Raw genomic sequence first — 24935 nt, forward strand, 5'->3', positions numbered from 1 at the left:
ATCATCGCCCGGCATAACACGGCCCCCTAGAGGCCGTCGTAGTACGCCTGGATGTAGGCGGCTATGAGGGACCGCCGCCCCTTGAGGAACGCCTGATAGGACTCGGCCGTGACGTCGCGCAGGTCGGACGGCAGGGCGTTCTCGGCAAGGTTGGCCTCCAGCTCCAGAGGGCTTGTGATCTCCCCCAGGCTCAGGGCTCCGGTCTCGATTTGTCGGTGGACCTCGTCGAGATAGTCGGCAGGAGCGCGGTTGCTGATCCGGATGTTGATTGGCGTCTCCGTGATGGCGAAGTTCGCTACCTGGTTGTAGTCGGAGCGGTCAGGAAAACCGTTCTTGGCGAGGTAGTCCTTGGGCACCACGTGGTGAATGTCGCCGTGGTGCTCCTGCATCGCCTTGACGGTGATCGACTTCGACAAGAAGCCACGGGCCCCTCGGGCTACCTGGGCGGCGATGAACGTCTGGAAGTACGGACTGCGGGTGCTCGTGGTTTCCAAGTTGGCGGCCAGCGTCGTCCTCCAGAATCCGCTCTCCAGCTCCGACTCCTCGATCTGGCGCAAGTACTCCGCCGCTCCTTGCGCCGTGATCCGCCGGATGTCCTGCTCCCACGTGGATTCGAAGCTGCCCGAGTGGCGACCGGTAAGAAGCGACATGACGAACCATCGGCGCACGATCCGAGTCCGTTCCCCCTCCGCGATGCTGCTGTCCTGTCGGAGGCGCAGGTACAGCGCGTACGCGAAGTTCAGCGCGTTCATCGAGCCGATCATGGACGGATCGATGAAGCCGGCCGACTTGACGATCATGAGGAAGTTCTCGAAGGCGAACTTGCTCACCGCCTGGTGGAGAGCACCTTCGAGCCGGTCGTAGGCGATCGGAATGCGGGACTCGTCAACCTTGCGCGTCTCAGGATCCCGGCCTGACAGCTCGCTCACGAGTGACGAAGCTTTGCCGCGGTTGAAGCCGAGAAGACTGGCTACTCGAATCATGTCGCCGTACTGGGGATCGTAGATGTCGTCCGAATCGTCGCGGAGCCACGCGATCTTGCGCATGTGCTCGGTTGCAGCGAACTCCGCATCGTTCTCGATGATGTCGTCGTACACGTGCGGGGCGACAGACAGGTGACAGAAGTAGTCGATGAGCTTCCTGATGTTGCGGCCTCGTTCACCGTAGGTGGCGATCTTGCTCATCGCGAAGTCGGCGCTCGAAAGCGGCACGCCCTTGGAGTTGATGCGGATGAAGATCTCGGCGACCGTCTCAACGTCCAGGTCTTCGGCCAGCGAGATGATGCCGATCTGAGCGTTCTTGATGCCCAGGAGTCGCGTGAACGCGGCCTCGACCGCACCCCTGTCGGCCTCGGGATTGCGCTCGAAGTACCCCGACAGAAGCGAGAAGGTCGCTGGGGTGTTGAAGATCTCGGCGATATCGGGCAGCCACTCCGAGCTACTCCTGATGACCGGTGTGACCGTTTCGAACGACTCGGAGACCGGGTTGAACGCGATGGTGATGCGCTGCTTGCGATAGCGGTTGTCGACAACCGGGAGTCCGGCGACAGCGGCCCGGAGCGCCGTGATCCGCTGCTGTCCATCGATCAGGATGTGCTGATGAGCAGCCGCCGAACCGCCCTTGAGGGCTGCGCCGAGTGACTGCCAGGTGATCAAGTAGCCGACTGGGTAACCCTTGTAGAGCGAGTCCATCAGGTCGCGAACCTTGGTCGAGGTCCATACGAACGGTCGCTGGAGCTCCGGGATCGCGACTTGGCCACTCTTGACCTCCGCCAGAAGCGTGTCGACGGGCTTTTGGTGTACCGAGTACTTCGCCATCCCCTGTGCTTACCAGACGCGCCGCCTAGAGATCGCCGTCCCCACCGCAGCCGTCACGGATCCCTTCGGTTCTCGAGTTCGACTGACGTAGATGTCGTCCTCACTGATACTCCTGAGGGGCCAACCGAGGGAGACGACGTCATGGCATGTCCGCCGGCACCATGGCCCGTCCAGCCAGCCAACTGGTACCCGGACCCAGCCGATGGCCGGCTCATCCGCTACTGGGATGGCCGCGCGTGGACCGCACACACCTCGCCCAAGCCGTATGGGTGGTACGTCGGCTCCAAACCCGCCCCGCGGGCCTGGTGGCAGCGCGGAGGGGGAGCGATCCCGGGGGCAATGGCAGTAGCGCTTGCCGTCGTGGTGCTCTTGGCGGTCGGGCTCCTGACCGACACCACTTCCAGCACGTCCCAGGATGATGACCCGCCGCCCGCCGCAGCGTCGACCGAGTCGGCGCCAACGCCCACCCCTGCGCCGTCCTCGACGCCCGAGCCCGTCGCAGTGGCGACCGAGCCGCCGAGGTCGGTCGTGCCCGAAGTGACTGGACTGTCCCGCAGCGAGGCGGAGGCTCAGCTGACTGCCGCCCGGCTAGTGGTCCTGGAGGTTCGCCAGGTCCCTTCAGCACAGCCTCGCGGAACCATCCTTGGTCAGAACCGAAAGGCCGGCGCCTCGATCCCCGCCGGGGCGGGAGTCATCCTGACCGTTGCCATGCCCTACCCGCGGGTCCCCGACGTCGTCGGCCGCTCAGAGTCCGCGGCAGTGAGCGGACTTCGGGAGGCTGGGTTCCAGGTCTCGGTGATCACCGAGACGCGGACGTCGGGAAAGGATGGGGTCGTCCTCAGTCAGACGCCAGCGGGCAGAGACCGCGCCAAGCCGCACTCGACCATCACGATCGTGGTGTCGTCCGTGATCCGCACGGTGACGCCGCCGCCCCCTCCGTCAAACTGCACGTCGGGCTACAGCCCGTGTCTCACGCCCGCCTATGACTACGACTGCGCCGGAGGGTCGGGTGACGGACCGGAGTTTGCCTACGGACCCGTCTACGTCACCGGATCGGATCCCTACGACCTCGACCGTGACGGCGACGGGGTCGCCTGCGAAAGCTGAGCGGGTCAGTCCCTGGTGGTCGCGTGCGCGTCGAACAGATCGGCGTTCTGGACGGGAACGACGCAGAAGACCAGGCCGCCGGGATCGGTGAGGATCGTGTAGCCGTCCCGCTGCTCGAGGAAGCGGGCGCCGAGGTCGACGACTCGGGCCACCTCCGCGGCGACGTCGTCGGTCTCGATGTCGAGGTGGACGCGCGGGGTGCCGGAGTCGAGACGCTGGACGTCGAGGCCGAGGCCACCGGCGCTGCCGATGGCGACGTATTGGTCATCGTCCTGCTCTGGCTTCGGGGTGACGCCCTGGACGCCGGCCCAGAAGGTGACAGCGTCGTCGAACGACGATGCGGGGTGGTCGATCAGGACCACGCCGATGTGGGAGCGGCGCATCAGCGTCGGTCGTCCGTGTCGAAGCCGTCGAGCTCGGCCCGCTGGTCGGCCGCCACGGTCTCCTGGAACACCGTGATCTGCAGGCCGGCGGGGGCGTCGAGACGGGAGTTGAGGGACTTCCAGGGCGTCAGGATCGGCGGCGCGACCAGCCGGGCGCCGGCATCGGTGAGGTCCTCGGTCACGCCTGCGGAGTCGCCCACCTCGAAGGCGAGCCGAATGCGGGGGCTCTGCTCCGTCACGCCCTCGACCCGGTCGATCGTCTCCTTGTGCGCCGGGCTCGCGATCTCGAGTGTCGCCCGGCCGGCGTCGAGGATCGCAACACGGTCATCGCCGCCTTCTGCGAACGCAGCGAGCTCGCCCATGCCGAGCACGTCGCGGTAGAAGGTCACGGCCGCGTCGTAGTCGTCGGCTTCGACGATCACTCGCAGCTGTCGGACACGGGAGGGTTCGGTGGTCATAGCCCGTCAACTCTGTCGCGCCTCCGGATCTTCCCGCCGGACTCCGGACTCGAGGCGCCCGTCGTCAGCTACTCAACGGCGCCATGCGGTGGAAGAGGGGGTCGGTGAACTCCGTCAGGTCCTGGTAGACGGCGACAACCTCGTCGTAGCGTCGTCGCGAGGCGCCGTCGGGTTCGAAGACCTGCCCCGGACGGGTCATCGCCCTGACTGCCGTCTCGAAGTCGGGGTACGTGCCGTGTCCCACGGCGGCGCAGACCGCTGCCCCGAGCCCGGCAGCGTCGGCGACCGCGGCGCGCTCCACCGGTCGGTCGTAGACGTCTGCCGCGATCTGGGTCAGCAGGTCGGACCGGGCGCCGCCGCCGGACACCACCAGCCCTTGCGCCGGAAGGCCGAGCGCGGTCTCCATGGCCTCCGTGTGACCACGCATGGTGATCACGATCCCCTCGAGGATGGAGCGGTAGAGGTGGGGTGCGCCATGCGAGCCGTCGAGTCCCAGGATCGCGCCGCGACGGTGCGGTGCATGTCCGGGGGCGAGCCAGTCCGGGACCGTCAGCAGTCCCCCGCACCCCGGCGGCACGTCCCGGGCTGCTTCCTCCAGCCAGCGCTGGACGGCCTGCGGGTCGACCAGGTCCGGTACGGCGGCGCTCACGAGCTGCCGCAGCCACGACACCGTCCACATGCCACGGCGGATGCCGCCGCTCTCGTAGAGGTAGCGACCCGGTACGGCGGCGGCGTTGACCCAGTAGCGGTCGTCGTCCGCCGCCAGGGACTCCCCCACGGTCATCGACGCGATATACGTGCCCAGCGAGAGCAGGACCGATCCGCTGGCGAGCAGCCCCGAGCCGAGGGCCTCGACGGCCTTGTCGTTGGCGGTCGCGTAGACCGGCAGCCCGCAGGGGATCCCGGTCTGCTGCGAGGCCTCGGGAGTCACCCGGCCCAGCAGCCCGCCGGGGTCGACCAGCTCGGGGAGGAGGTCGACCGGCATGCCCGTCCGGTCCGTCTGGGCAGGGTCCGTCGACCACGCCCGGGTCACCGGATCGATGGGCCACATGCCTTGGTAGCTCGCCGCGCTGTCGCGCCGCTCGCCGGTCAGCCGGACGGACAGGTGTCCGCCGGCGCTCGCGACGAGAGCGACCTCGGGGGCGATGGCGCGCAGCGGCTGCGAGACGCGGGCGTCCATCCAGCTCAGCACCGGCTCGGTCAGGCGCCCGTCGGCGTCCATCAGGGCCCGGCAGAACCTGATGCCGCACAGCCCCACCGCGACGATGTCGTCGACGTTGCCGGCGAAGTCGGCCACGGCCCGGCGTGCCGCCAGGACCAACGTGTCCCACAGGTCGTCACCGGGGTGCACCGCTCGGCCGTGCGGACCGAGCTCGTAGGGCTTCAACGCGACCTGGGCGGTCGCGTGGACGACCCCGACCTCGTCGATGACCGAGACCTTCGTGCTCTGCGAGCCGCCGTCGACGGCGAGGAAGTAGTCGCTCACGGCACGCCGGTCTGCGCCAGCACGGCTCGCCCTTCGGCGTCGATCGGGTAGACCGAGCCCGGGTTCATGACGTTGTCGGGGTCGAAGGCGCGCTTGAGGCCGGCCAGGAGGAAGTAGGCGCTGCCGTGCTCCTCCTGGACCCACGGCGTGCGGTACTTGCCGACCCCGTGGTGGTGCACCATCGAGCCCCCCAGCCGCAGCGCCTCCTCCACGATGATCGCGTTCAGGGGCTGGTGGTAGACGTCGATCTCCTCCCGCGGCTCGCACGCGATGCGGTAGTCGTAGACGAAGTAGAGGTTGGTGCCGGTCTGGTAGGAGTGCGAGGAGTGCGCGCCGAGAAGCGTCAGGTCCGCGGCCCGGGCGAACGTCGTACGGATGCGATGCATGACGGCGTCGTAGAGCTCGGCGGTCCGCGACCAGTCCACCGACACCTCGGTGGTGTAGCCGAGGTGCGAGGTCTCGAGCATGGAGCGCTTCTCGGCCTCGATCTTGTCCGCACCCCAGTTGAGGCCCTCGAACCAGGCGCGGATGTCCTCCTCGGGCACGCGCTCGTGCCCCACAGATGCCGCCATCGCCTCGATGGCCTGGGCAGTCGCGGCCACCAGCGGCGCGGGTCCCTCAGCACTCAGTATGACGAGGTTCTGGTCCATCGGGTGGTCCGGGAAGTGCTGCCGGGCGTCCTCGGGCGAGTACAGGCGAGCCACCGACGGCCGGTAGCCCGCGGTCACGATCTCTCGCAGCATGCCGACGCCGTCCGCGAAGACAGGGACGTGGAAACCGAAGTAGCGGGCTGTGTCGGGGTACCAGCGGAACACCTTGAGGGTCACCTCGGTGACGAACGCCAGCGCCCCCTCGTTTCCGATCACGACGTGCCGGATGTCAGGTCCCGCCGCACGGCGCGGCACATTCTTGATCCGGGTGACGACCCCGCCGGGGAAGACCGCCTCGAGGCCGACCACCATGTCCTCGATCGCCCCGTAGAGCGTGGAGAACTGGCCGATCGAGCGGGTCGCGACCAGGCCGCCGAGCTGGGCGATCGGCTTGGACTGGGGCGAGTGCCCGGTGGTGAGGCCCTGGGCCCGCAGCGTGTCCTCCAGCAGCTGAAGGGGCACCCCGCACTGGGCAGTGACCATCATGTTGTCGGCGTCGACATGGAGGATCTGGTCCATCCGCGACCCGTCGACCACAAGGGTGTCCTCGACGACCGTCTCCAACCCGCCCTCGGTGCTCGTGCCACCGGTGCGCGCGACTACGGCGATGCGCTCACGCTGTGCCAGGTCGAGCAGACGGGCGACCTCATCGGTCGAGGTGGGGTAGGCCACGGCGGCGGGGAACGGTCCGTCGTACACGCCGTGGACGGCGGAGTACTTGCGAAAGCGGTCGACGCTGCTCTCGCGCAGGTGCGCCTCGTCAGTGTTCACCTGCGCGGCACCGAGCAGGTCGGTCACCGCCTCGACGATGGCCGGGCGGCTCAGGGTGGAGCGAGAGGTGACCATGAGGGTCCTTCCGGGAGGAATGGGTGAGGGTGGTCGCGGACGGCGGGTCAACGCACGAGATAGCCGCCGTCGACGACGATCACGTGGCCGTTGACGTAGTCGGACGCCCGGGAGGCGAGGAAGACCGTGGCTCCCATGAGGTCGGCCGGGTCGCCCCAGCGGCCGGCCGGGATGTGCTCGACGATGCGACGGTTGGTCTCGTCGTCGTCCCGGGTGGCGGTGGTGATGGCAGTCGCGAAGTAGCCCGGTGCGATCGCGTTGACCTGGACGTTGTGCTCGGCGAGCTCGTCGCAGTAGGCCTTGGTGAAGCCGACGATGCCGGCCTTGGTGGCGGCGTACGCCGGAGACTGCCGGCCTCCGAGGAACGAGAACAGGGAGGCGACGTTGATGATCTTGCCGCCGCCCTGACGCACCATCTCGCGGCCGGCCGCGTGGGCGATCTCGAAGGCGGCCGTCAGGTTGACCGCGACCATCGGGTCCCACAGCGTCCGGTCGAAGTCCGCGACCTCGGCCAGGAGGCAGATGCCCGCCGAGTTGACGAGGATGTCGACCCCGCCGAGTGAGGCCACACACCGGTCGACAACCTCCCCCGGCACTCCCGGTTGGGTGATGTCTGCGGACATGAACGCGTAGCGGCGGCCATGCTCGGTGACCAGCTTCTCGGTCTCGCCACCGTCGTCGGCGATGCTCGGCACGAAGACGTCCGCCCCGGCGGCGGCGAGGGCGACCGAGAAGGCTCGTCCCAGGCCCGTGTTGCCGCCGGTGACGATGGCGCGTCTCCCCGCCAGGGAGAAGAGCTCGAGGCTGAAGTCGGCGAGGCTCATCAGCTCACTGCCTCGGTGGCAAATGGGTCTCGGATGCCGACGTAGACCGTCTCGAGATACTCCTCGATGCCTTCAGCGCCACCCTCGCGACCGAGGCCGGAGGCCTTGACCCCCCCGAAGGGAGCCGCCGGGTTGGAGACCACTCCGGTGTTGATGCCAAGCATCCCCGACTCCAGCTGCTCGGAGAGCCGCAGCGCGCGGTCGATGTCACGGGTGAAGACGAACGCGACCAGGCCGTACTCCGAGCTGTTGGCCACGCGCACCGCCTCGGCGTCGTCGTCGAACACCATGACCGGCGCCACGGGGCCGAAGATCTCCTGCTGCACGATCTCCATGGCCGGGGTGACGCCCGTGAGGACCGTCGGCGGGTAGAAGTAGCCCGGGCCCTCGGGCACCGTCCCTCCAGTGAGGAGCGAAGCGCCGGCGGCGACGGCGCCGTCCACGAGAGCCGAGACCTTGCGCCGCGACCGCTCGTCGATGAGCGGGCCCAGGGTCGTCCCCGGCTCGGATCCCGGCCCGAGGACGAACGCGCTCATGCGGGCTGCGAACAGCTCGCTGAACTCTGCCGCCACGGAACGGTGCACGAGGATGCGGTTGGCGGCGACGCACGCCTCGCCGCCGTTGCGCATCTTGGCCAGGAGCGCGCCCTCGACCGCCGCCTCGACGTCTGCGTCGGCACACACGAGGAACGGAGCGTTGCCGCCCAGCTCCATCGAGACGCGCAGCAGCTGTTCGGAGGCGGCCGCCATGAGGCGGCGCCCGACGGGGGTGGACCCGGTGAACGAGAGCTTGCGGAGCCTTCGGTCGCCGAGCAGTGGGCTACTCACCGCGGCGGGGTCGGTGGTGGTGACGACGTTGAGCACACCACGGGGCAGGCCGGCCTCGGTCATCACCTCGGTCAACAGCAGGGAGGTCAGCGGAGTGAGGTCGGCCGGCTTGAGGATCATCGTGCAGCCAGCGGCGACCGCCGGCGCGATCTTGCGGGTCGCCATCGCGATCGGGAAGTTCCACGGGGTGATCAGCAGGCACGGGCCGACCGGGCGCTTGCGCACCAACAGCCGGTTGGCTCCGTCAGGTGCCGTGGCGTAGCGCCCGGAGATCCGCGGCGCCTCCTCGCTGAACCAGCGCAGGAACTCCGCGCCGTACGCCACCTCGGCGCGGCTCTCGGCGAGCGGCTTGCCCATCTCCAGCGTGATCAGGCGGGCGAAGTCCTCGGCTCGAGCGGTCACCAGCTCGAAGGCACGGCGCAGGATCTCGGCCCGGGCCCGCGGGGCGGTGCGGCCCCAGGACGCCTGCGCCCGGTCGGCCGCGTCGAGGCAGGCGAGTCCGTCTGCGGCGGAACCGTCAGCCACTGCGAGCAGAGTCGCGCCCGTGGCCGGATCGGTCACGTCGAACTGTCGTCCGCCCTCGGCCGGCACCCACGCGCCGTCGACGTACAGGCTGGTGGGCACCGAGGCAAGCAGCTGGTCGTCGGTCACGGCGCTCATGCGTGCGCCACCTCCTCCAGAGTTTCGGGGGTCGACACGGTGAGGCGCAACGGATGTCCGAGGAGGTCCTCGTAAAGCTGGAACGGCGTCATCTCGCCGGCCTGGTCGCCGTAGGAGGCGCGGGCCCGCCGGTAGACCTGCCCCACGAGCGCGGACAGCTCGACCGGTACGCCGACGGCGGCGGCGAGGTCGGTGGCCAGGCCCAGATCCTTGCAGGCCAGGGCGATCGCGAAACCCTCGTCGTAGTCGCTGTGCTCGAGGATGGAGAGTACGTCGCGCTCGAGGAAGTTGCTGTTGGCAGGGCTCGCGATGAGGGCGCTGCGCAGCACGTCGAGGCGGACGCCCGCCTTCACACCGACCGCCAGCACCTCGGCGGTCGCCACGAGGTGGGAGAACCACAGCTGGTTGATCATGAGCTTGGCGGCGTACCCGGCCCCGTGGGAGCCGACGTGCAGGATCCGGTCGGGGTCCCCCATCGCCTCGAGGACCGGGCGCCAGCGCTCCACCTCCTCGGCGTCACCGCCGACGAAGATCTGCAGGCGCCCAGACGCCGCGCCGACCGCCATCCCGCTGACAGGGGCATCGAGGACGACGATGCCTCGGCCGGCGGTACGACGACGGACGTCGTCGGCCACCGCCGGCACCGAGGTGGACATGTCGATCCAGGTCCCGCCGTCGCGCAGCCCGGCGAGGATCCCGTCGGGACCGTTCACGACCTCGCTCACGATGGCCGGGGTGGGCAGCATGGTGATCACGGCGTCGGAGGCCGCCGCGACCGCTGCCGGCGAGGCGCCGACCTCGGCACCCAAGGCGGCGTACTCCTCGAGGACCTCGGTCCGGGTGTCGTGGACCACGAGGGGGAACCCAGCCCGGAGCAGGTTGCGGGTCATCCCCGAGCCCATGCTCCCCAAGCCGATGAACCCGATCCTCGGGGGTGTGGTGAGCTGCATAGCGACGGTGTTTTCCTCACAGGTTGCCGGGCTTGTGGCCCGGGAGTCGGCGGCGGGCCTGGGTCAGGCGCTGGGGGTATAGAAGGGGTTGCGCACCTGGTCGCGGGCCGCGAGGACGTCCTCACGGGACGGGAGCGACCGGGCCCCGTTGGTCAGCGCGGCCAGCGTGGCCTCGCGGTTGTTGCGGTAGACCTCGTCGGCGTCGTCGGCGGCCGGGTTGACCCAGACCGCGACGATGAGTGCTGTGGTGTCGAGCTTGGCGGCGGTGATGACGTCGTCGGCGACGGCGTCCGCCACTCCACCGGCGACGCCGGCCTGCGCGGGGCCCCAGATCATGACGCCGTGGTCGTCACCCACCGGTGCCGCCTTCGTGACGAACAGCGTCATCGGCTTGACCGGCAGCCCTGGCTGGAGCACCGCCATGAAGGGTACGTGCCCTGCGGAGGGGGTGGCGAGGGCCGTCGCCCAGGCCGTCCCGACCGGTCCGTCGCGCTCGCCCAGGACGGTATTGACGTGGGCGGCGTTGGGGCCGGAGCCGATGAACGACTCCCCGATCTGGACGCCGAGCTCACTCATCGATGAGCCCTTGCTCGACGAGCCAGTCGATGGCGATGTCCTCGGGGTCCTCACCGTCGACGTCGGCCTTGGCGTTGAGCTCCTGCATCACCTCGGTGGTCAGCAGCGGGGAGACCTCGGCCATGACGTCGGCGATCTCGGGGTACTCCTCCAAGGCGGCAGCGTCGAGGGTGAAGGCGCCCTGGTAGACGGGGAAGAACTTCTGGTCGTCCTCCATCACCAGCAGGTCCATCGCCTGGATCCGACCGTCGGTTGCGAAGACCTCGCCGAAGTTGCAGTCCGTCCCCTCCTGGGTCGCGGTGTAGATGACGCCGGTGTCGAGCATCACGAGGTCGTCGTCGGAGACGTCGAAGCCGTAGGCGCCCTTGAGGCCCGGCCACCCGTCGTCGCGGGTGCTGAACTCGCTCTCGATGCAGAACGTCTGCTCGTCGGCGGCCAGCGCGGCGACGTCGCTCAGGGTCGAGACCCCGAGCTCCTCGGCCTTGTCCTGACGGATGGCGAAAGCGTAGGTGTTGTTGAACGGCGCGGGGTCGAGCCACGCGATGTCGTTCTCGGCGTCAGCCTCTTTGACCGCCTGGAACTGCTCCTCCGGGTCGGTGATCGGCTTGGTCTGGTTGTTGTAGCTGATCCAGGACGTGCCGGTGTACTCCCAGTAGCCGAGGAAGTCACCGCCCTCAAGGGCCTGGCGCACGTTGGCGGAGCCGACGAGCTGGGTGTTGACGTCCACGTCGGCGCCGTTGGCGTTGAGCAGCTCACCGGTGATGTGCGCGAGGATGTACTGCTCGGAGAAGTCCTTGGAGCCGATGGTGCCGGTCAAGCCTTCGAGGTCGCCTTCGCCGCCACCCCCGGAGGACGAGCCGCCGCAGGCGGAGGTCAGTGCCAGGACACTCAGGCTGAGCGCCAGCGGGATCAGTCTCTTCATCGTGTTCTTCCTTCAGGTGGTGGGTGGGATGTGGATCGGTAGGGCGCCCGAGCGCCTGAGAAACAGGAGGCGGAGCTCAAAGCCCCCGCGGGCGGGCGTACTCCTCGACGAGGCCGGCGACCCAGTCGATGAGGATCGCGATGCCGGCCACAAGGGCCGCACCGACGATGAGTACGGGGTAGCGCTGCAGCTTGAGCCCGTTGACGATCATGTCGCCGAGGCCACCGGCGTTGATGAAGGTGGCGATGGTGGCGACGCCGACGGCAAAGACCAGCGAGGTGCGCAGACCGGCCAGGATGACGGGCGAAGCGAGCGGCAGCTCGATCCGGCGCAGCACCTGCGTCCGGGTCATGCCCATGCCCCGCGCGGCCTCCCGCGTCGCGGGGTCCACCTCGGCGAGCCCGGTCAGGGTGTTGCGCAGGACCGGCAGGAATGAGTAGGCCACGAGGGCGACCAGCGCGGTGGTGAATCCGGTGCGCCACACGATCGCCAGCAGGATCACGACACCGACCGCGGGCGTCGCCTGGCCGATGTTGGCCAGTGCCAGGACGACACCACGCAGGACGCGCGAGTTGGTCCGGTGGATAAGTACGCCGGCGGGGATGGCAAGCAGGGCCACCAGTGCCGCGGCCGACAGGGACAGGAGCAGGTGCTCGCGGACCCGGTCGACCAGGTAGTCGGTGTTGAGCGTCCGCTTCTCGATCGAGTCGAGCTCGATGGACTGCAGCCAGAGGAGCGTGACCAGGCCCAGCACCGCGACGACGAGCGGGGCTGCGAGCACCCGGGCGACGGCACCGCGCCGGCCGGTGGTACGCCGCCCGACGTCGGGGCTGGTGAGGGTGCTCATCAGCGGTGCACACCTTCGCCTGCCGCAGGACCGGCCCCGCGGGTCGGGCTGCTCTGGGTGAGGGCGGCCGAGATCGCGGCGTGCGTGAGGCAGCCGAGGCGCGTGCCGTCGGCATCCACGATCTCGAGTGCCTCGGCCCCGGTGACGACGAGGAGGTCCAAGGCGTCGCGCAGCGTGGCGGTCGGGTCCAGCTGCGGCCGCTTGCCACCCGACGCAGGAGCACCGAAGGAGAGGTCGGCAGACGTGACCGGCATCAGCGAAAGCCGCTTCAGCGCCGCGCCCGAGCCGATGAACGACGCGACGTAGTCGTTGGCGGGCGCCGCCAGGATGGCGGCAGGCGTGTCGAACTGCTCGATCTGGCTGCGCTCGCTGAGGACCGCGATCCGGTCCCCGAGCCGGACGGCCTCGTCGAAGTCGTGGGTGACGAAGATGATGGTCTTGCCGATGTCGGCCTGCAGGCGCAGGAACTCCGCCTGCAGTTTCTCCCGGGTGATCGGGTCGGTGGCGCCGAACGGCTCGTCCATCAACATCACGGGCGGGTCCGCCGCGAGAGCGCGGGCGACGCCGGCGCGCTGTTGCTGTCCGCCGGAGAGCTGTCGCGGGTAGCGGTCGGCGAAGACCGCCGGGTCGAGCTGCACGGTGTCGAGCAGCTCCTCGACGCGTGCCGAGGTCTCCTTCTTCGACCACCCGAGCAACCGCGGCACGGTCGCGATGTTGTCGGCGATGGTCATGTGCGGGAACAGCCCGATCTGCTGGATCACGTAGCCGATGTGACGGCGCAGCTGGTCAGGCGAGAGGCTCAGGACGTCCTGGCCGTCGATCCGGATGGACCCCGACGTCGGCTCGATGATCCGGTTGACCATCTTCATCGTGGTGGTCTTCCCGCAGCCGCTAGGCCCCACGAACATGACCAGCTCTCCCGGCTCGATCCGCATCGAGAAGTCCTCGACAGCGCTCACGTCCTGACCTGGGTAGGTCTTGGTCACGCTGTCGAGCTCGATGGAGACGCCGCCGCCGGAGGTGGCGCTGCCGCCGCTCGCGGCGCCCCGCACGTCCATCGACGGGAAGATGATGGTGGTCGGCTTAGGCACGGAGACCCCTCGGTGTCGTGAGACGGGCAATGACAATGAAGAGCGCGTCGGCGGCAAGGGCCAGCGCCACCACCCCGACGGTCCCGCTGAGCGCGTAGTTCAGGGCGTTACGGGATCCCAACGAGGACAGACCCCGGAAGATGTACTGACCCAGACCCGGGCCGGCCACGTAGGCCCCGATCGCGGCGATCCCGATGGCGAGCTGGGTGGCGACGCGGATGCCGGTCAGGATGATCGGCCACGCCATCGGCAGCTGGATCCGCAGCAGCACCCCGGTGCGGGTCATCCCCATCCCGCGGGCCGACTCCAGCACGGGCGCCGGCACCTCGCGCAGGCCCACGACCGTGTTGCGCACGATCGGCAGCAGCGAGTAAAGGACCAGGGCGACGATGCTGGGGCCCCAACCCAGCCCGAACAGCGGGCTCAGGATCGCCAGCAGCGCCAGCGAGGGGATCGTGAGGATCACTGCCGCCGTGGTGATCGTCACCGACCGGCCCACCGGGCGGTCCCAGACCAGCAGACCGAGGGCGACCCCGACCACCGTGGCGACAGCGACCGAGACGGCGACCACGGCGAGGTGCTCGACGAGCATCTGGGTGAGGTCGTCCGAGCGGCGGTCGAGGAACTCCGCCATCCCGTCCAGCCCCTCTAGGCCGTCGGCAGCCGCAGCGACGAGCGTCATGTCCAGCTCCTTGGTGATGCCGGTCACAGCGACCGGGTCAGCGGACCTTGTCACTGAGAGTTCAATCTGAACAACTATCGTTGCGTATATGGCAACAACCATCTAACGTCCTCGCATGCTCCCACCCCCTGGCCGCCCGCTGCGCGACGCCCCGACCGGGCGGCGCAACTCCTCGGGGCTCTCGCGAGACGTCGAGATCCTGGACCTGCTTTCCGGTCCGGAAGCCGCCCACCAGGACGGACTACGAGTCCTGCAGATCGCGGAGGCGCTCGGACGCGACAAGGCGACCATCTCGCGCGCACTGGCCACCCTGGCCGATGCCGGGCTGGTCGACCGGGACGCCGACCGGCTCACCTATCGACTCGGCTCCCGCCTCTACGCCCTGGCGGCGCGCACGTCGGAGGCGTCGATGGTCCAGCGCGCCCGGCCGATCCTTCGCCAGATCGCCGCGACCACCCGGGAGACCACCCATCTGTGCGTGCTGCGCGGAGGCAACGTGCTGACGCTGGCCAGCGAGCTGAGCTCACACGTCGTCGGCACGACGAGCTGGGCGGGGACCACGACTGCGGCGTGGCGCACCCCGTCCGGTCGGGTGCTGATCAGCGACTGGGACCGGGCCTCGGTGGAGACCTGGTACAAGATGCACGGGCACGACGCCGCGCTGGTCCATCCGCAGGAGTCGCCGGCACCAGGCGCCTTCTCCCTCCTCACCGAACCGATGCTCGACCAGGTGGTGGTCCAGGACCTCGAGACGCTCCACAGCGAGCTCGGCCGCATTCGTCGACGCGGCTTCGCGACGTCGGAGGCCGAGCTCGAGGCCGGCGTGGTCGCCGCCTCGGCCCCCGTGCGCGATGCCACAGGTGCCGTCGTCGCCGCCCTCAACGTGAGCGCTCCGAAGGCGCGCCTCGGCACCCGCCTCGAGGACCTCGGGATCTACGTCACCCGGTGCGCCGCCGCCCTGTCCACCGAGCTCGGAGCACCGCCGCGTCGCGTGGCCGACTGACCCGGTCAGGATGTCCCCGCCATGACCGGGTCAGGGCTCAGGCGACCGACGACCCGTCGCGAATGACCGAGACCTGGCCGCCCGTGGCCGCTCGACCCGAGACGAAGTCGACGACGCACGCGACGACATCGGGGTCGCGGAGGATCTTGCGGTGCCCCAGGCCCTCGGTCGTGACCAGCGGCGCCTGGACCGACCAAGCGAAGTCGACGACGTCGTCGTACGGCGTCTGGCGGTCGCCTCGGTCCGTGATGACCAAGGTGGGAACCGGTTCGACCTGTGCTGCCTGGAAGCGTGCGTCGAACTCGGCCACCGGGATTCCCACCCACTCGAGGACCGAGCGGTCGAAGGCTCGCCGGGTGCGCTTGCCGAAGCCGAGAGCGCCCTCGAACTGGTCGAACAATGTCTGCGACTCGACCATGGGCGCGATGAAGACCAGCCTCTTCGTGCCGAGCCAGCCGAACCGCAGCGCCAGGTAGGTCGCGATGGTGCCGAGGGAGTGCGCGACCACGGCGTCCGCCGGACCGAACCTGCAGAACACCGCGTCCAGCGCCTTCGCGAACTCCAGGCCGTTCGTACGCCGTGGGCCCGCGGGGCCGTGGTCGGAGTCGCCGTGCGCCGGTGCGTCGAGCATGACCACGCGACGACCTGACCTCAGGAGCGGCTCGACCATGGCACCGAACTGCGAGCCGCGCCCACCCCAGCCGTGCATCAGGTAGACCGTCCGCGGTGGTGCGGCCGGGTCGGGAACGTCGCTCCAGACGATCCCGCGCACGATGTGTCCTTGCACCTCGACCTCGAACGGCTCTCCGCCCTCGGGTGCCGGCAGCCCGGCCATCCGGGGCGGCGCCGCGAACCACAGGTCTCGCGCGAGTCGCCCCGCCGGACCGGGAAGCGTGTGCTCGGCGTAGCGGAAGTAGACGCCCATCGCTCGATTTTGAGCACGAACGATCGTGCTTTTCCTGTCCCAGTTCAAGGTTCTCTCCTTTTTCGGCGGAGGCCGAGCTGGTGCCCGGCCTCGAAGTCGTTCAGGCTCTGGCGGACTCGACCAGCTGGTCAAGGCCGGCCCGGAGGTGGTGGGGAGCCTTCGGATCACGAAGCAGCCGCACCATGTGGTGGAAGGCGTAGAGCAGGCCCTGGAGCCTGAACGCGAACTGCTCGACGTCCAGATCCGAGTGGAAGTCGCCTTCGCTGACAGCGGTGCGGGCGACCGTCTCGATGAACTCCGCCCAGTCCCGCTGGTTGCGCACCAGCGCATCGCGCATCGCGCCGGGCTGGTCGTCGAACTCGATGGACCCGGCAACGAAGACGCACCCCCCCTGGAGCGCGCCGGTCTCCCAGACCAGCCAGTTGTCGGTGAGCGCACGGACACGCGCGATGCCGCGCGGCGCGGCCAGCGTCGGGCGGATCACCAGGTCGGTGAACCGCTCACGCCCCCGCTCCAGAGTCTCGAGCTGAAGCGCCTCCTTGGACTTGAAGTGCGCGAACAGCCCGCTCTTGCTCATCCCGGTCGACTCGGCAAGCTGCCCGATCGTGAGCGCGTTGAACCCCACCCGCGACGCCAGCCCCACGGCCTCGTCGAGGATCGCCGTCTTGGTGTCTTGGCCCTTGCTCACGACCAAGAATCGCACGCTCGTTCGTTTCCTGTCAACGGATGCCTGAGACAGCCTCGGTGAGCGGGGTGGCTGCCCCGACGGACGCGACGGTGTCGAGGTAGTGCTGGTTGAACATGACGCCCAGGACGTTGCCGAAGGGGTCGCGCACCGACGCCGTGACGAAGCCGGGACCGCGCTCGATCGGCTCCTGGTACGACGTGGCGCCGAGGTCCAGCAGCCGCTGGTAGGCGGCGTGGACGTCGTCGACGGCCCAGTAGGTCGTGGCGCGGTCGTTGCCCTCGCCGATGCCGGGAGGGGCGTACGCCCGGTTGATGAAGCCGAGCTCGTGGAGGAAGTCGCCGATCCGGAACTCGACGTACGCCGGCACTCCCCCGACCTCGTGGCGGTAGTAGGGCGCGATGCCGAGCAGCTCGGTGTACCAGGCGGCCGCCTCGTCCAGGTCGTCGGCGTAGAAGCTGACGGTGGTGAGTCCTCGCAACATCGGGTGTCTCCTTCGGTGCTTTCAGTGGTTGGTGAGACCCACTCTTCCGCGTTAAGTGCTCACCTTCTGAGCACTTTGTCTGGCAACATCGCGGCATGCGTGCAGACCGACTGGTGGCCGCCCTGCTGCTCCTGCAGTCCAGGGGCCGGCTGACTGCGGCCGAGCTCGCCGACGAGCTGGAGGTGTCGGTGGCTACGGCACGCCGCGACCTCGAGGCGATATCGTCCGCAGGCATCCCCGTCTACCCACAGGCTGGCCGGGGTGGCGGCTGGGCCTTGGTCGGCGGGGCGCGCACCGACCTCAGCGGGCTCTCGGCGCCCGAGGCGCAGGCGCTCTTCCTGCTGGTCGGGCCGGCCGCCGCGGTGTCGGTCGAGGCCAAGTCCGCGCTGCGCAAGCTGGTCCGCGCGCTGCCGGTGACCTTCCGCGCCGACGCGGAGGCTGCGGCCGGAGCGACCATGATCGACGCCACACGCTGGGGCGAGCGCGACCGCCCGCGGTCGCCGCTGGTCGACCTCCTCCAGGAGTGCGTCGTACGGCGGACACGGGTGCGGCTGGTGTACGCGGGCGTGGGGCGCGAGGAGTCCGAGCGGCTGGTCGAGCCGTGGGGGCTCGTCGACAAGGACGAGGTCTGGTACCTCGTCGCCGGCACCGACCGCGGCCGTCGTACCTTCCGACTCGACCGGGTGGTCACGGCGGAGCCGACCGACGAGCAGTTCGAGCGGCCGGACGACTTCGAGCTGGAGGAGGCCTGGGCCGAGGTGGTCGGCGAGGTCGAGCAGCGCCGGTCGCAGACCTGGGCGACGCTGCTCATCGAGACTCGCTTCGTGCGCATCCTGCGCGACCACTTCGGGCGCCACTGCCACGTCGAGGAGGACCGGGCCGACGGCCGGTCACGGGTGCGGGTCGGGGCACCCACGCCGCTCGACATCGCGCGCACGCTCGCCGGTTGGGGCGGCGACGTCGAGGTGCTGGAGCCGGACGCCGTGCGAGACCAACTCGGGCGTATCGGTACGGAGCTCGCCGCCCGCTACGCGTGAGGATGACGAAGTCATCCCACGACTTCGTCGGCAGCGATGAGCAGCTCTCCGTCGTCCTCCTCGAGGTAGAGGCGACGTACCTCGGTCTCCTCGGAGCCGTCGGTGAGGTAGGTGATCGTGACGTCGACGACGCCGGGCTCGACCTCCTCGGCGTCGTCGAAGGTGACGTCGTCGATGCTGTTCCAGAAGCCTTCGTAGGAGCCGCGCCCCATCTCCTTCTGGTAGTCCTTCGTCAGGAGCTTCCAGGATGCGTTGGTGTCGTCCGGTAGCAGCGAGTAGTAGTCCTCCGCGAACGTCGTGGCGTCCGAGGAGACCGGCGGGGCGGTCGTCTCCTCGGGCGTCTCCTCCGGGGTCTGCTCGGGGGTGGTCTCCACGGACTGCGACTGCTTCGGGGACTTGCTCGTCGACGGTTCGTCGGTCGCGGCGCTCGGGTCGCCGTCCTCGCGGCCCTGGAGCAGCAGGAAGCCGATGCCAGCGACGAGCAGGAGCAGGGCCAGCACCCCGGCGATGAGCAACGGGCTGCGGCGACGGCGCGGCTGGTCCACGGGCGGTGCCGGCTGGACCTCGGGCTCGGTGTCGGGCGCCAGGGCGGGACGGGCGGCCGTGGTGGTGGGGCCGGCGGCGGCGCGCCGCAGGACGTCGGCGCACTCGGCCATGGTCGGGCGAGCGGCCGGGTCGACGTCCATCATCCGCGAGATCGGCTGGCGCAGCGGGCCGGCGGTCTGCGGGAGCGGGGGCTCCTCGTGGGCGATCCGGGCCATGAGAGCGAGCGGGTTGCTCGCGGAGGGGTAGGGCGAGTGGCCCTCGACGGCGGCGTACAGCGTGGCTCCGAGCCCCCACACGTCGGAGGCGGGGGTGGCGTCGTTGCCGCGAGCCAGCTCGGGGGCGAAGTACGCCGGGGTACCGGTCATCAGGCCGGTCTGGGTGAGCTTGTCGTCGCCGGCGCTGCGGGCGATGCCGAAGTCGCTTATCTTGGCGGCGTCGTCGTCGCCGACGAGCACGTTGCCGGGCTTCACGTCGCGGTGGACGGTGCCGAGGGCGTGGGCCGCGGCGAGCCCCTCGGCGACCTGGGCGCCGATCCGGGCGACCCGCTCGGGGGCGAGGGCGCCCTCGGCGGCGACGAGCTCGGCGAGGGTGCGGCCGGGCACGTACTCCATCACCAGCCAGAGGTGCTCGCCCTCCTCCACGGCGTCGTACACCGAGACCACGTTGGGGTGGTTGAGGGCGGCCGAGGAGCGGGCCTCGCGCATGGCGCGGGCCAGGTGGGGCAGCGACTCCCCGGGCAGCCGGCCGACGCGCTTGACGGCGACGGGCCGGCCGAGGCGTTCGTCCTGGGCCAGCCACACGCTGCCCATGCCGCCGCGGCCCACCTCCCGCTCGACGCGGTAGCGACCGCCGATGGGCTCCGTGGGCAGGGTTGTTCCTGGAGAGTCCATGAGGCCCACTACCCAGGACGGGGGGTCAGTACCCACCTAGCCGAGCGAGGTCAGGAGCTCGGCGCCTCGTGAGGGACCGAGGTGCGGTGCAGCTGGAAGCTGCGCCCGGTGACCTCGTCGGGGGTCAGCTCGACGACGTCGTACTTGGGGGTGTCGACCCAGGGCTGCTGCGGCAGGTTGTCCAGCCGGTGCTGCTCGTCCTCGCCGAGGCGCCGCAGGGAGCCGCGCGCGACGACCGACCAGGCGGAGTGTTCGTCGCGCCAGTCGATCTCGAACGCGACGTCGCTGTGCAGCGCGGCGGCGAGCAGCTTGTTGCCCGAGGCCGTGCGGAAGAGCAGGCAGCGGTTGTCGACCAGGTAGTTGATCGGCACGATGTGGACCTCGTCGACCAGTCGGTAGGCCAGCCGGCCGAACTCCTCGTCACCGAGTAGCTGCCAACACTGCTCGACGGTGAGCTCCTGGACCGGGTCGTCGGACTGCTCAGTCATGGTGGCTCCCACGGATTGGGGGGGTTCGCTTGCCGAGGCCCCGTGACACAACGCTAGGCAGCGGCGGTCTGGTCCATCAGGGTCCTAGGTCCTGTCATTCACCCGCCAGCAGCCCCCTCTGCGAACTCACAGACGGCCGCGTAGGCGCGGGGGCCGTAGATGGTCGCCGGTCCGCCCTTCATCAGGAACGTCACGCCGATCGCCTCGGCCGCCTCCTGCGGAGTGGCCCCGGCGCGCACCGCCGCCTGGGCGTGCGAGGCGATGCAGCCGTCGCAACCCTCGACCACGCCGATGGCGAGAGCGATCAGCTCCTTGGTCTTGACGTCGAGCTCGCCCGGCTGGAACGCCGCCTTGTGCAGCTCGCCGAAGCCCTTGTAGACGTCGGGAACCGCACGGCGCAGCGCGCGGTGCAGGGGTGCGAGGGCGTCCAGGACGCCGGCGCCGTGCTCGTGCCCGGCCTCGCTCATGAGTCGCTCCCGACCCGCGCGGCCTCGACGTCCAGGTCGACCACCGCGGTGATGACCTGCTCCAGAGCGGCGGCCGGGAGGGCGCCGGGCTGGGAGAAGACGAGCTGGCCGCCCTTGAACGCCATCAGCGTCGGGATCGACGTGATCTGCGCGGCGGCGGCGAGCTGCTGCTGCGCCTCAGTGTCGACCTTGCCGAAGACGACGTCGGGGTGCGCGGCGGCCGCGGCCTCGAAGACGGGCGCGAACTGGCGGCACGGGCCGCACCACGACGCCCAGAAGTCGACCAGCACGATCGGGTTCTTCTCGATCGTCTCCTGGAAGTTGTCGGCGGTGAGCGTGAGTGTGGACATGGGTTCCTCTCCTCGGATGGGCCCGGGGCGTCCTCCCCAGGCGATATCAGCATAACCCCCCGGGGGGTTATGGCATTCCCGCGACCGCCCCACTTCTCGTACGACGGTCCGCGAGCACGACACCCGCGTCCCAGCCGGGCGCCCGACCGCAGTCGGGCAGGCGGACGCCGCCCAGGCCGAGGCCGCCGGCGACGAGCAGCCAGCTGACCAGCGAGTTGGAGTTCCACATGTCACCCACGCCGCCGGGGTCCCTCCCCCAGGTGAGGGCCGGCACCTGCGGCACGAGCGCCAGCAGGCGCCGGACGGTCTCGGCGTCCTCGCTCAGCAGCTGGGGGCTCGCCACCGCCTCGGCGAGGTCGGGGATGACTCCCCCGCGCCAGCAGCGGATCTCGTAGCGGAACAGTGCCGAGCGCCCCAGCCAGCGCGCGCCCACCGGCCCCTCGGCCACGACGCCACGGCCCGACGTACCGGGTTGCCAGACCGGCCCCATCTCGATCGTGTGCTCGCTGCCGTCGACCGTGACCACGAGCGCCGAGTGGTAGAGGTCGCGGGCCGGGCGGTGCGCCACCCGAGCGGCGACCGCCTCGAAGACCCGTCCGTTCCAGCGCACCGAGTGCCCGCCGGCGCCCAGGGGCAGCCAGTAGAGCTCGACGCTCGCCCCGATCGGGTCACTCACGGCCGCGGCGACCGCACGGCCAGCCAGAGCACCAGGCCGCCAGCAAGGAGCAGGACGACGCCGCCGATCAGCAGCCCGTAGGCCACGTTGTCGAGGACCGGGACGGTCGCGCCGATCTCCACCTCGCTGTCGACGGGCGTAGTGCCCTCGCCGTTCATCACGACGAGCGTCCAGTCGCCCTCGCCGGGCTCCCAGGTGATGGTCTGCTGTCCGTCACCGGTGGCCGAGGCGACCCAGAAGGTCTCGTCGTACGGCGCGGCCCGCGGCGAGCCACCGTCGGTGAACTCGTACTCAGGGCTGTCCCCGTCCTCACCTGCCGGGTCGACGACCACGGAGGTCGCGACACCGTCGAGGTAGTCGGCGACGTCGTCGCTGTGGCCGATCCCGACGAAGACGCCATTGCCGGTGAGACCGATCGCCTCGACCTTGACGGTGCCCAGCAGCCGCTGCGGCAGCTCCACACCGGTCCCCTCCCCCTGGATCGAGAGCTCCTCGGAGGTCAGCGCGTAGCCGGGCGACTGGAGGTGCATCGCGGACGTCGTGAGGTAGCCGTCGGCGTCGCGCGCGGCACTGTCGGCCACGCGGAACAGCAGGCCGGACACGAGCAGCCCGGCCGCTGTCAGCAGCATCATGCCGGCGACGATCACGGCGAGCAGCCGGCCGGCGCCCCACTCACGCGTGCTGGCGGGAGGGCTCGGCGGGGCGGGTGCCGGCGCCACGGGCCCCTCGGCGAGCAGCACCGAGCCGGGGTCGTCACCACCCAGGTCGAGGCGGAACGGCGGGTAGTCGTCGGTCATCAGCGCCGCGTAGGCCGCGACGCGCAGCACCCAGCGGTTGAGGCCGAGGACCAGGTCGAAGATCGCACGCGGGTAGGTGCCGGTCACGAGCAGCACCACCGCGGCCACCAGCACCAGCAGGTCGATCAGGCCGCCGTGCCAGGTGCCCGGACCCCAGCCGTCGGACGCGGCGGTCGAGAGGTACCAGCCGCCGCCGGCGAGAAGCCCGATCACCAGATAGTGCGGGATCGCCAGCAGCCACCACTTCACCAGCACCAGGCCGCGCGAGAGGTGCTCGGGGTGGGCGACCTCGAGGTGGGCCGGGAAGTCCGGCCGGTCCTGGAGGCTGAACGGCGGGTAGTGGTCGGTGCCGAGGGCGCTGTAGGCGTAGTAGCCCACGCGCCAGGTCCAGCGCAGCACCCCGACGTTGAAGTCGAAGATCCCGCGCGGGTAGCGCCCGGTGAACAGGATGGCGACCAGCGCCACCACGCTCAGGATGGCGAACACCGGCCACAGCAGCACCAGCACCAGGTAGTGCGGGATCGCCAGGAACCACTTGAAGAGCCACAGCCATCTGCTGAGGCCCTCGTCCAACGTCGCGTCCACACGGACCGGGTAGGCATTGGCACTCATCGTTGGTCCTCCTGACCTTTCCGAACGGCTAGTCGAGACGCACGCGCTCCCCGAGACGGGGTACGACGGCGCACCAGCCGAGCTCGTCCTCGATCCGGGTCGCGAGCTGGCGCGAGGAAGCCGCCTCGCCGTGCACGACGTACACGGTCCGCGGCGGCTCGGGGGCCGAGGCGAGCCACGCGAGCATCTCGCCGGCGTCGGCGTGGACCGAGAAGTCCGAGACGGTGACGACCTCGGCGCGCACCGGGACGTAGCGCCCGTGCACCTTCACGTGCGTGGCCCCGTCTGCGAGCTGGCGCCCGCGCGTCCCCTCGGCCTGGTAGCCGGTGAGCACGACGCTGTTGCGCTGGTCGGGCAGCTGGTGGGCGAGGTGGTGCACGACGCGGCCGCCGGTGCCCATCCCGGACGCGGAGACGATGATGCACGGGAACGTCGGCTCGTTGAGCAGCTGCGACCCGGAGGCCTCCGCCACCGCGTGTACGTCGAGCCCGTCGACCGCCTCGGCCAGGCGCGCACCGGCACCCGGCCGGAGCTGGGGCGACGGGCGGCCCATGGCGTGGCGGTAGACGTCGAGGGCGGCCAGGGCCATCGGGCTGTCCACGAAGATCGGGAGCTCCGGGATCTGGCCGGCCTCCAGCAGGCGCCGCAGCTCGAGCAGCACCAGCTCGGTGCGGTCGACCGCGAACGCCGGGATCAGCACGCTCCCGCCGCGGGCGGCCGTGCGTCGTACGACGTCGGCCAGCACATCGGGGTCCGGCTCGGGGTGGCTGCGGTCGCCGTACGTCGACTCCACCACCATCACGTCGGCGGCGGGCGGCGGGAGCGGCGGCGCGAGGAGCGGGTGGGACGGCCGGCCCAGGTCACCGCTGAACACGGTGCGGGTGTGTCCGGCCTCGACCAGGGCCACCGACGAGCCGAGGATGTGCCCGGCCGGTTGGAGGGTGACGGCGAGGTCGTCGGCCAGCTGGGTCCGGACGCCGTAGGTCACGGGCTCCAGCAGCGGCAGCGTCCGCTCGACGTCCTCGGTCGCGTAGAGCGGCAGGGCCGGGTGGTGCTTGGAGTAGCCCGCCTGGTTGGCGTAGCGCGCGTCCTCCTCCTGGAGGTGGGCGCTGTCGCGGAGCACGATCGTCGCCAGCTGGGCGGTCTCGCGCGTGCACACGACGCGGCCGGTGAACCCGTCGCGGACCAGACGGGGCAGGTAGCCGCAGTGGTCGAGGTGCGCATGCGTCAGGACGACTGCCGCGAGGTCCTTCGGGGAGAGGTCCGGCTCCTCCCAGTTGCGGCGCCGCAGGGAGGCCACGCCCTGGTAGAGGCCGGCATCCACCAGGATCCCCTGGTCGGCGACCTCGACGTGGAAGCGGCTGCCGGTGACGGTGCCGGTCGCTCCCAGGAACGTCAGGACCGGGCTTGCCTCAGACGTCTTCATCATGCCCTCCTCGAGTGCTGGACACCCTGCGACCGGGTCGGTCCTCCTGGCCTGCGTGAGGCCGTTGGGAGGCCGACCCGGCGCTGCTCCTCGTCGCCATGACGGGCCCTCATGGGGCAGGGAGTCCGTGGGGCCGTACCGACGTACGGCGCGTGGCGCGTGAGGTCTGGACCCCGGTGCTGGTCACGGGATCGCCTCCCTTCGCTACCACCGCGGAGAAGAACTCCGCACTGTCAGGTTGCTCCTCGGGAGGGGGCGCCGGTAGGGCCTTTGGGCCCGCTGCGGCGGGCGTTTCGTAGCATGTGATCTTGAGAAAGATTCACGGAAACCTACTCAGCTCCCGGCTGCTGACGTACCGTCTGTTTAGTCGTATCGGACGGGTCGGGTGATCATCGGAACACCCGCACTCAGCGTCGCATAAGA

General features: G+C 70.0%; 26 protein-coding genes and 1 pseudogene. 4 read left to right on the forward strand and 23 right to left on the reverse strand.

The genetic code is table 11. The annotated features are described in order from the left end of the window. Positions 1 to 26 precede the first annotated feature (26 nt). Positions 27 to 1817, reverse strand: a complete 1791-nt coding sequence (locus tag BLR90_RS14795; protein WP_091025997.1) for a GmrSD restriction endonuclease domain-containing protein — start codon at positions 1815 to 1817, stop codon at positions 27 to 29. 141 nt (positions 1818 to 1958) lie between these two features. Here BLR90_RS14795 and BLR90_RS21775 point away from each other — a divergent pair. After that, positions 1959 to 2513: pseudogene (locus BLR90_RS21775) on the forward strand (DUF2510 domain-containing protein); the annotation flags it as partial. A gap of 12 nt (positions 2514 to 2525) precedes the next feature. Then, positions 2526 to 2924: a PASTA domain-containing protein gene (locus BLR90_RS21515; RefSeq protein WP_245715332.1), complete on the forward strand. Its 399-nt coding sequence runs from the start codon at positions 2526 to 2528 to the stop codon at positions 2922 to 2924. 5 nt (positions 2925 to 2929) lie between these two features. Here the strand turns inward: BLR90_RS21515 and BLR90_RS14805 are convergent, their stop codons facing one another. From BLR90_RS14805 to BLR90_RS14860, 12 genes are all read right to left on the reverse strand, one after another. Continuing rightward, positions 2930 to 3307 (reverse strand): VOC family protein, encoded by a 378-nt coding sequence (locus BLR90_RS14805; RefSeq protein WP_091025999.1) that lies wholly within the window; start codon positions 3305 to 3307, stop codon positions 2930 to 2932. Beyond that, a complete protein-coding gene (locus BLR90_RS14810; RefSeq protein ID WP_091026000.1) occupies positions 3307 to 3765 on the reverse strand; it encodes a VOC family protein in 459 nt (152 codons plus the stop codon). The genes BLR90_RS14805 and BLR90_RS14810 overlap by 1 nt, the downstream gene beginning before the upstream one ends. Before the next feature lie 64 nt (positions 3766 to 3829). Next, on the reverse strand, positions 3830 to 5251 hold the full coding sequence (locus BLR90_RS14815) for an FGGY-family carbohydrate kinase (RefSeq protein ID WP_091026001.1): 1422 nt from the start codon (positions 5249 to 5251) through the stop codon (positions 3830 to 3832). Then, complete coding sequence (locus tag BLR90_RS14820) at positions 5248 to 6747, reverse strand: FAD-binding oxidoreductase (RefSeq protein WP_091026002.1); 1500 nt, start codon at positions 6745 to 6747, stop codon at positions 5248 to 5250. The genes BLR90_RS14815 and BLR90_RS14820 overlap by 4 nt, the downstream gene beginning before the upstream one ends. A gap of 47 nt (positions 6748 to 6794) precedes the next feature. Continuing rightward, a complete protein-coding gene (locus tag BLR90_RS14825; RefSeq protein ID WP_091026003.1) occupies positions 6795 to 7571 on the reverse strand; it encodes an SDR family oxidoreductase in 777 nt (258 codons plus the stop codon). Beyond that, positions 7571 to 9058: an NAD-dependent succinate-semialdehyde dehydrogenase gene (locus BLR90_RS14830; protein WP_091026004.1), complete on the reverse strand. Its 1488-nt coding sequence runs from the start codon at positions 9056 to 9058 to the stop codon at positions 7571 to 7573. Before BLR90_RS14830 ends, BLR90_RS14825 begins: the two co-directional genes overlap by 1 nt. Beyond that, the gene (locus tag BLR90_RS14835; protein WP_091026005.1) at positions 9055 to 10008 is read right to left on the reverse strand and encodes an NAD(P)-dependent oxidoreductase; all 954 of its coding nucleotides are present in this window, start codon (positions 10006 to 10008) and stop codon (positions 9055 to 9057) included. The genes BLR90_RS14830 and BLR90_RS14835 overlap by 4 nt, the downstream gene beginning before the upstream one ends. A 63-nt stretch (positions 10009 to 10071) precedes the next feature. Further along, positions 10072 to 10584: a formaldehyde-activating enzyme gene (gene fae / locus BLR90_RS14840; protein ID WP_091026006.1), complete on the reverse strand. Its 513-nt coding sequence runs from the start codon at positions 10582 to 10584 to the stop codon at positions 10072 to 10074. Continuing rightward, positions 10577 to 11506 (reverse strand): glycine betaine ABC transporter substrate-binding protein, encoded by a 930-nt coding sequence (locus BLR90_RS14845; protein WP_091026007.1) that lies wholly within the window; start codon positions 11504 to 11506, stop codon positions 10577 to 10579. The genes fae and BLR90_RS14845 overlap by 8 nt, the downstream gene beginning before the upstream one ends. A gap of 76 nt (positions 11507 to 11582) precedes the next feature. Beyond that, the gene (locus BLR90_RS14850; protein WP_091026008.1) at positions 11583 to 12353 is read right to left on the reverse strand and encodes an ABC transporter permease; all 771 of its coding nucleotides are present in this window, start codon (positions 12351 to 12353) and stop codon (positions 11583 to 11585) included. Then, a complete protein-coding gene (locus tag BLR90_RS14855) occupies positions 12353 to 13444 on the reverse strand; it encodes an ABC transporter ATP-binding protein (protein ID WP_307725101.1) in 1092 nt (363 codons plus the stop codon). Before BLR90_RS14855 ends, BLR90_RS14850 begins: the two co-directional genes overlap by 1 nt. Then, the gene (locus BLR90_RS14860) at positions 13437 to 14126 is read right to left on the reverse strand and encodes an ABC transporter permease (protein ID WP_245715333.1); all 690 of its coding nucleotides are present in this window, start codon (positions 14124 to 14126) and stop codon (positions 13437 to 13439) included. Before BLR90_RS14860 ends, BLR90_RS14855 begins: the two co-directional genes overlap by 8 nt. A gap of 115 nt (positions 14127 to 14241) precedes the next feature. Between BLR90_RS14860 and BLR90_RS14865 the strand changes: the two genes are divergently transcribed. Beyond that, entirely contained in the window at positions 14242 to 15129 is an 888-nt protein-coding gene (locus BLR90_RS14865; protein WP_091026009.1) for an IclR family transcriptional regulator, read from the forward strand. Positions 15130 to 15166: 37 nt separating this feature from the next. Here BLR90_RS14865 and BLR90_RS14870 read toward each other — a convergent pair whose 3' ends face one another. The 3 genes from BLR90_RS14870 to BLR90_RS14880 all read right to left on the reverse strand — a co-directional run bounded on the left by BLR90_RS14870 (position 15167) and on the right by BLR90_RS14880 (position 17223). Then, on the reverse strand, positions 15167 to 16054 hold the full coding sequence (locus BLR90_RS14870; protein ID WP_091026010.1) for an alpha/beta fold hydrolase: 888 nt from the start codon (positions 16052 to 16054) through the stop codon (positions 15167 to 15169). Positions 16055 to 16154: 100 nt separating this feature from the next. Next, a complete protein-coding gene (locus BLR90_RS14875) occupies positions 16155 to 16742 on the reverse strand; it encodes a TetR/AcrR family transcriptional regulator (RefSeq protein WP_091026011.1) in 588 nt (195 codons plus the stop codon). A 31-nt stretch (positions 16743 to 16773) separates the two neighbouring features. Continuing rightward, the gene (locus BLR90_RS14880) at positions 16774 to 17223 is read right to left on the reverse strand and encodes a VOC family protein (RefSeq protein ID WP_091026012.1); all 450 of its coding nucleotides are present in this window, start codon (positions 17221 to 17223) and stop codon (positions 16774 to 16776) included. A gap of 95 nt (positions 17224 to 17318) precedes the next feature. Between BLR90_RS14880 and BLR90_RS14885 the strand changes: the two genes are divergently transcribed. After that, positions 17319 to 18260 (forward strand): helix-turn-helix transcriptional regulator, encoded by a 942-nt coding sequence (locus BLR90_RS14885; protein ID WP_091026013.1) that lies wholly within the window; start codon positions 17319 to 17321, stop codon positions 18258 to 18260. 11 nt (positions 18261 to 18271) lie between these two features. Here BLR90_RS14885 and BLR90_RS14890 read toward each other — a convergent pair whose 3' ends face one another. The 7 genes from BLR90_RS14890 to BLR90_RS14920 all read right to left on the reverse strand — a co-directional run bounded on the left by BLR90_RS14890 (position 18272) and on the right by BLR90_RS14920 (position 24512). Then, positions 18272 to 19696 (reverse strand): serine/threonine-protein kinase, encoded by a 1425-nt coding sequence (locus BLR90_RS14890; RefSeq protein WP_091026014.1) that lies wholly within the window; start codon positions 19694 to 19696, stop codon positions 18272 to 18274. A 50-nt stretch (positions 19697 to 19746) separates the two neighbouring features. Continuing rightward, on the reverse strand, positions 19747 to 20184 hold the full coding sequence (locus tag BLR90_RS14895; protein ID WP_091026015.1) for a pyridoxamine 5'-phosphate oxidase family protein: 438 nt from the start codon (positions 20182 to 20184) through the stop codon (positions 19747 to 19749). Positions 20185 to 20282: 98 nt separating this feature from the next. After that, positions 20283 to 20651 (reverse strand): carboxymuconolactone decarboxylase family protein, encoded by a 369-nt coding sequence (locus BLR90_RS14900; protein ID WP_091026016.1) that lies wholly within the window; start codon positions 20649 to 20651, stop codon positions 20283 to 20285. Next, entirely contained in the window at positions 20648 to 21001 is a 354-nt protein-coding gene (gene trxA / locus BLR90_RS14905; protein ID WP_091026017.1) for a thioredoxin, read from the reverse strand. The genes BLR90_RS14900 and trxA overlap by 4 nt, the downstream gene beginning before the upstream one ends. Before the next feature lie 67 nt (positions 21002 to 21068). Then, a complete protein-coding gene (locus BLR90_RS14910) occupies positions 21069 to 21677 on the reverse strand; it encodes a hypothetical protein (protein WP_143016228.1) in 609 nt (202 codons plus the stop codon). Next, entirely contained in the window at positions 21674 to 23086 is a 1413-nt protein-coding gene (locus BLR90_RS14915) for a DUF4389 domain-containing protein (protein ID WP_091026018.1), read from the reverse strand. The genes BLR90_RS14910 and BLR90_RS14915 overlap by 4 nt, the downstream gene beginning before the upstream one ends. Positions 23087 to 23114: 28 nt before the next feature. Beyond that, positions 23115 to 24512, reverse strand: a complete 1398-nt coding sequence (locus tag BLR90_RS14920) for an MBL fold metallo-hydrolase RNA specificity domain-containing protein (protein WP_170254292.1) — start codon at positions 24510 to 24512, stop codon at positions 23115 to 23117. Positions 24513 to 24935: the final 423 nt, after the last annotated feature.

Origin of the sequence: Nocardioides szechwanensis (assembly GCF_900103935.1) — a bacterium.
GTDB classification, from domain to species: domain Bacteria; phylum Actinomycetota; class Actinomycetes; order Propionibacteriales; family Nocardioidaceae; genus Nocardioides; species Nocardioides szechwanensis.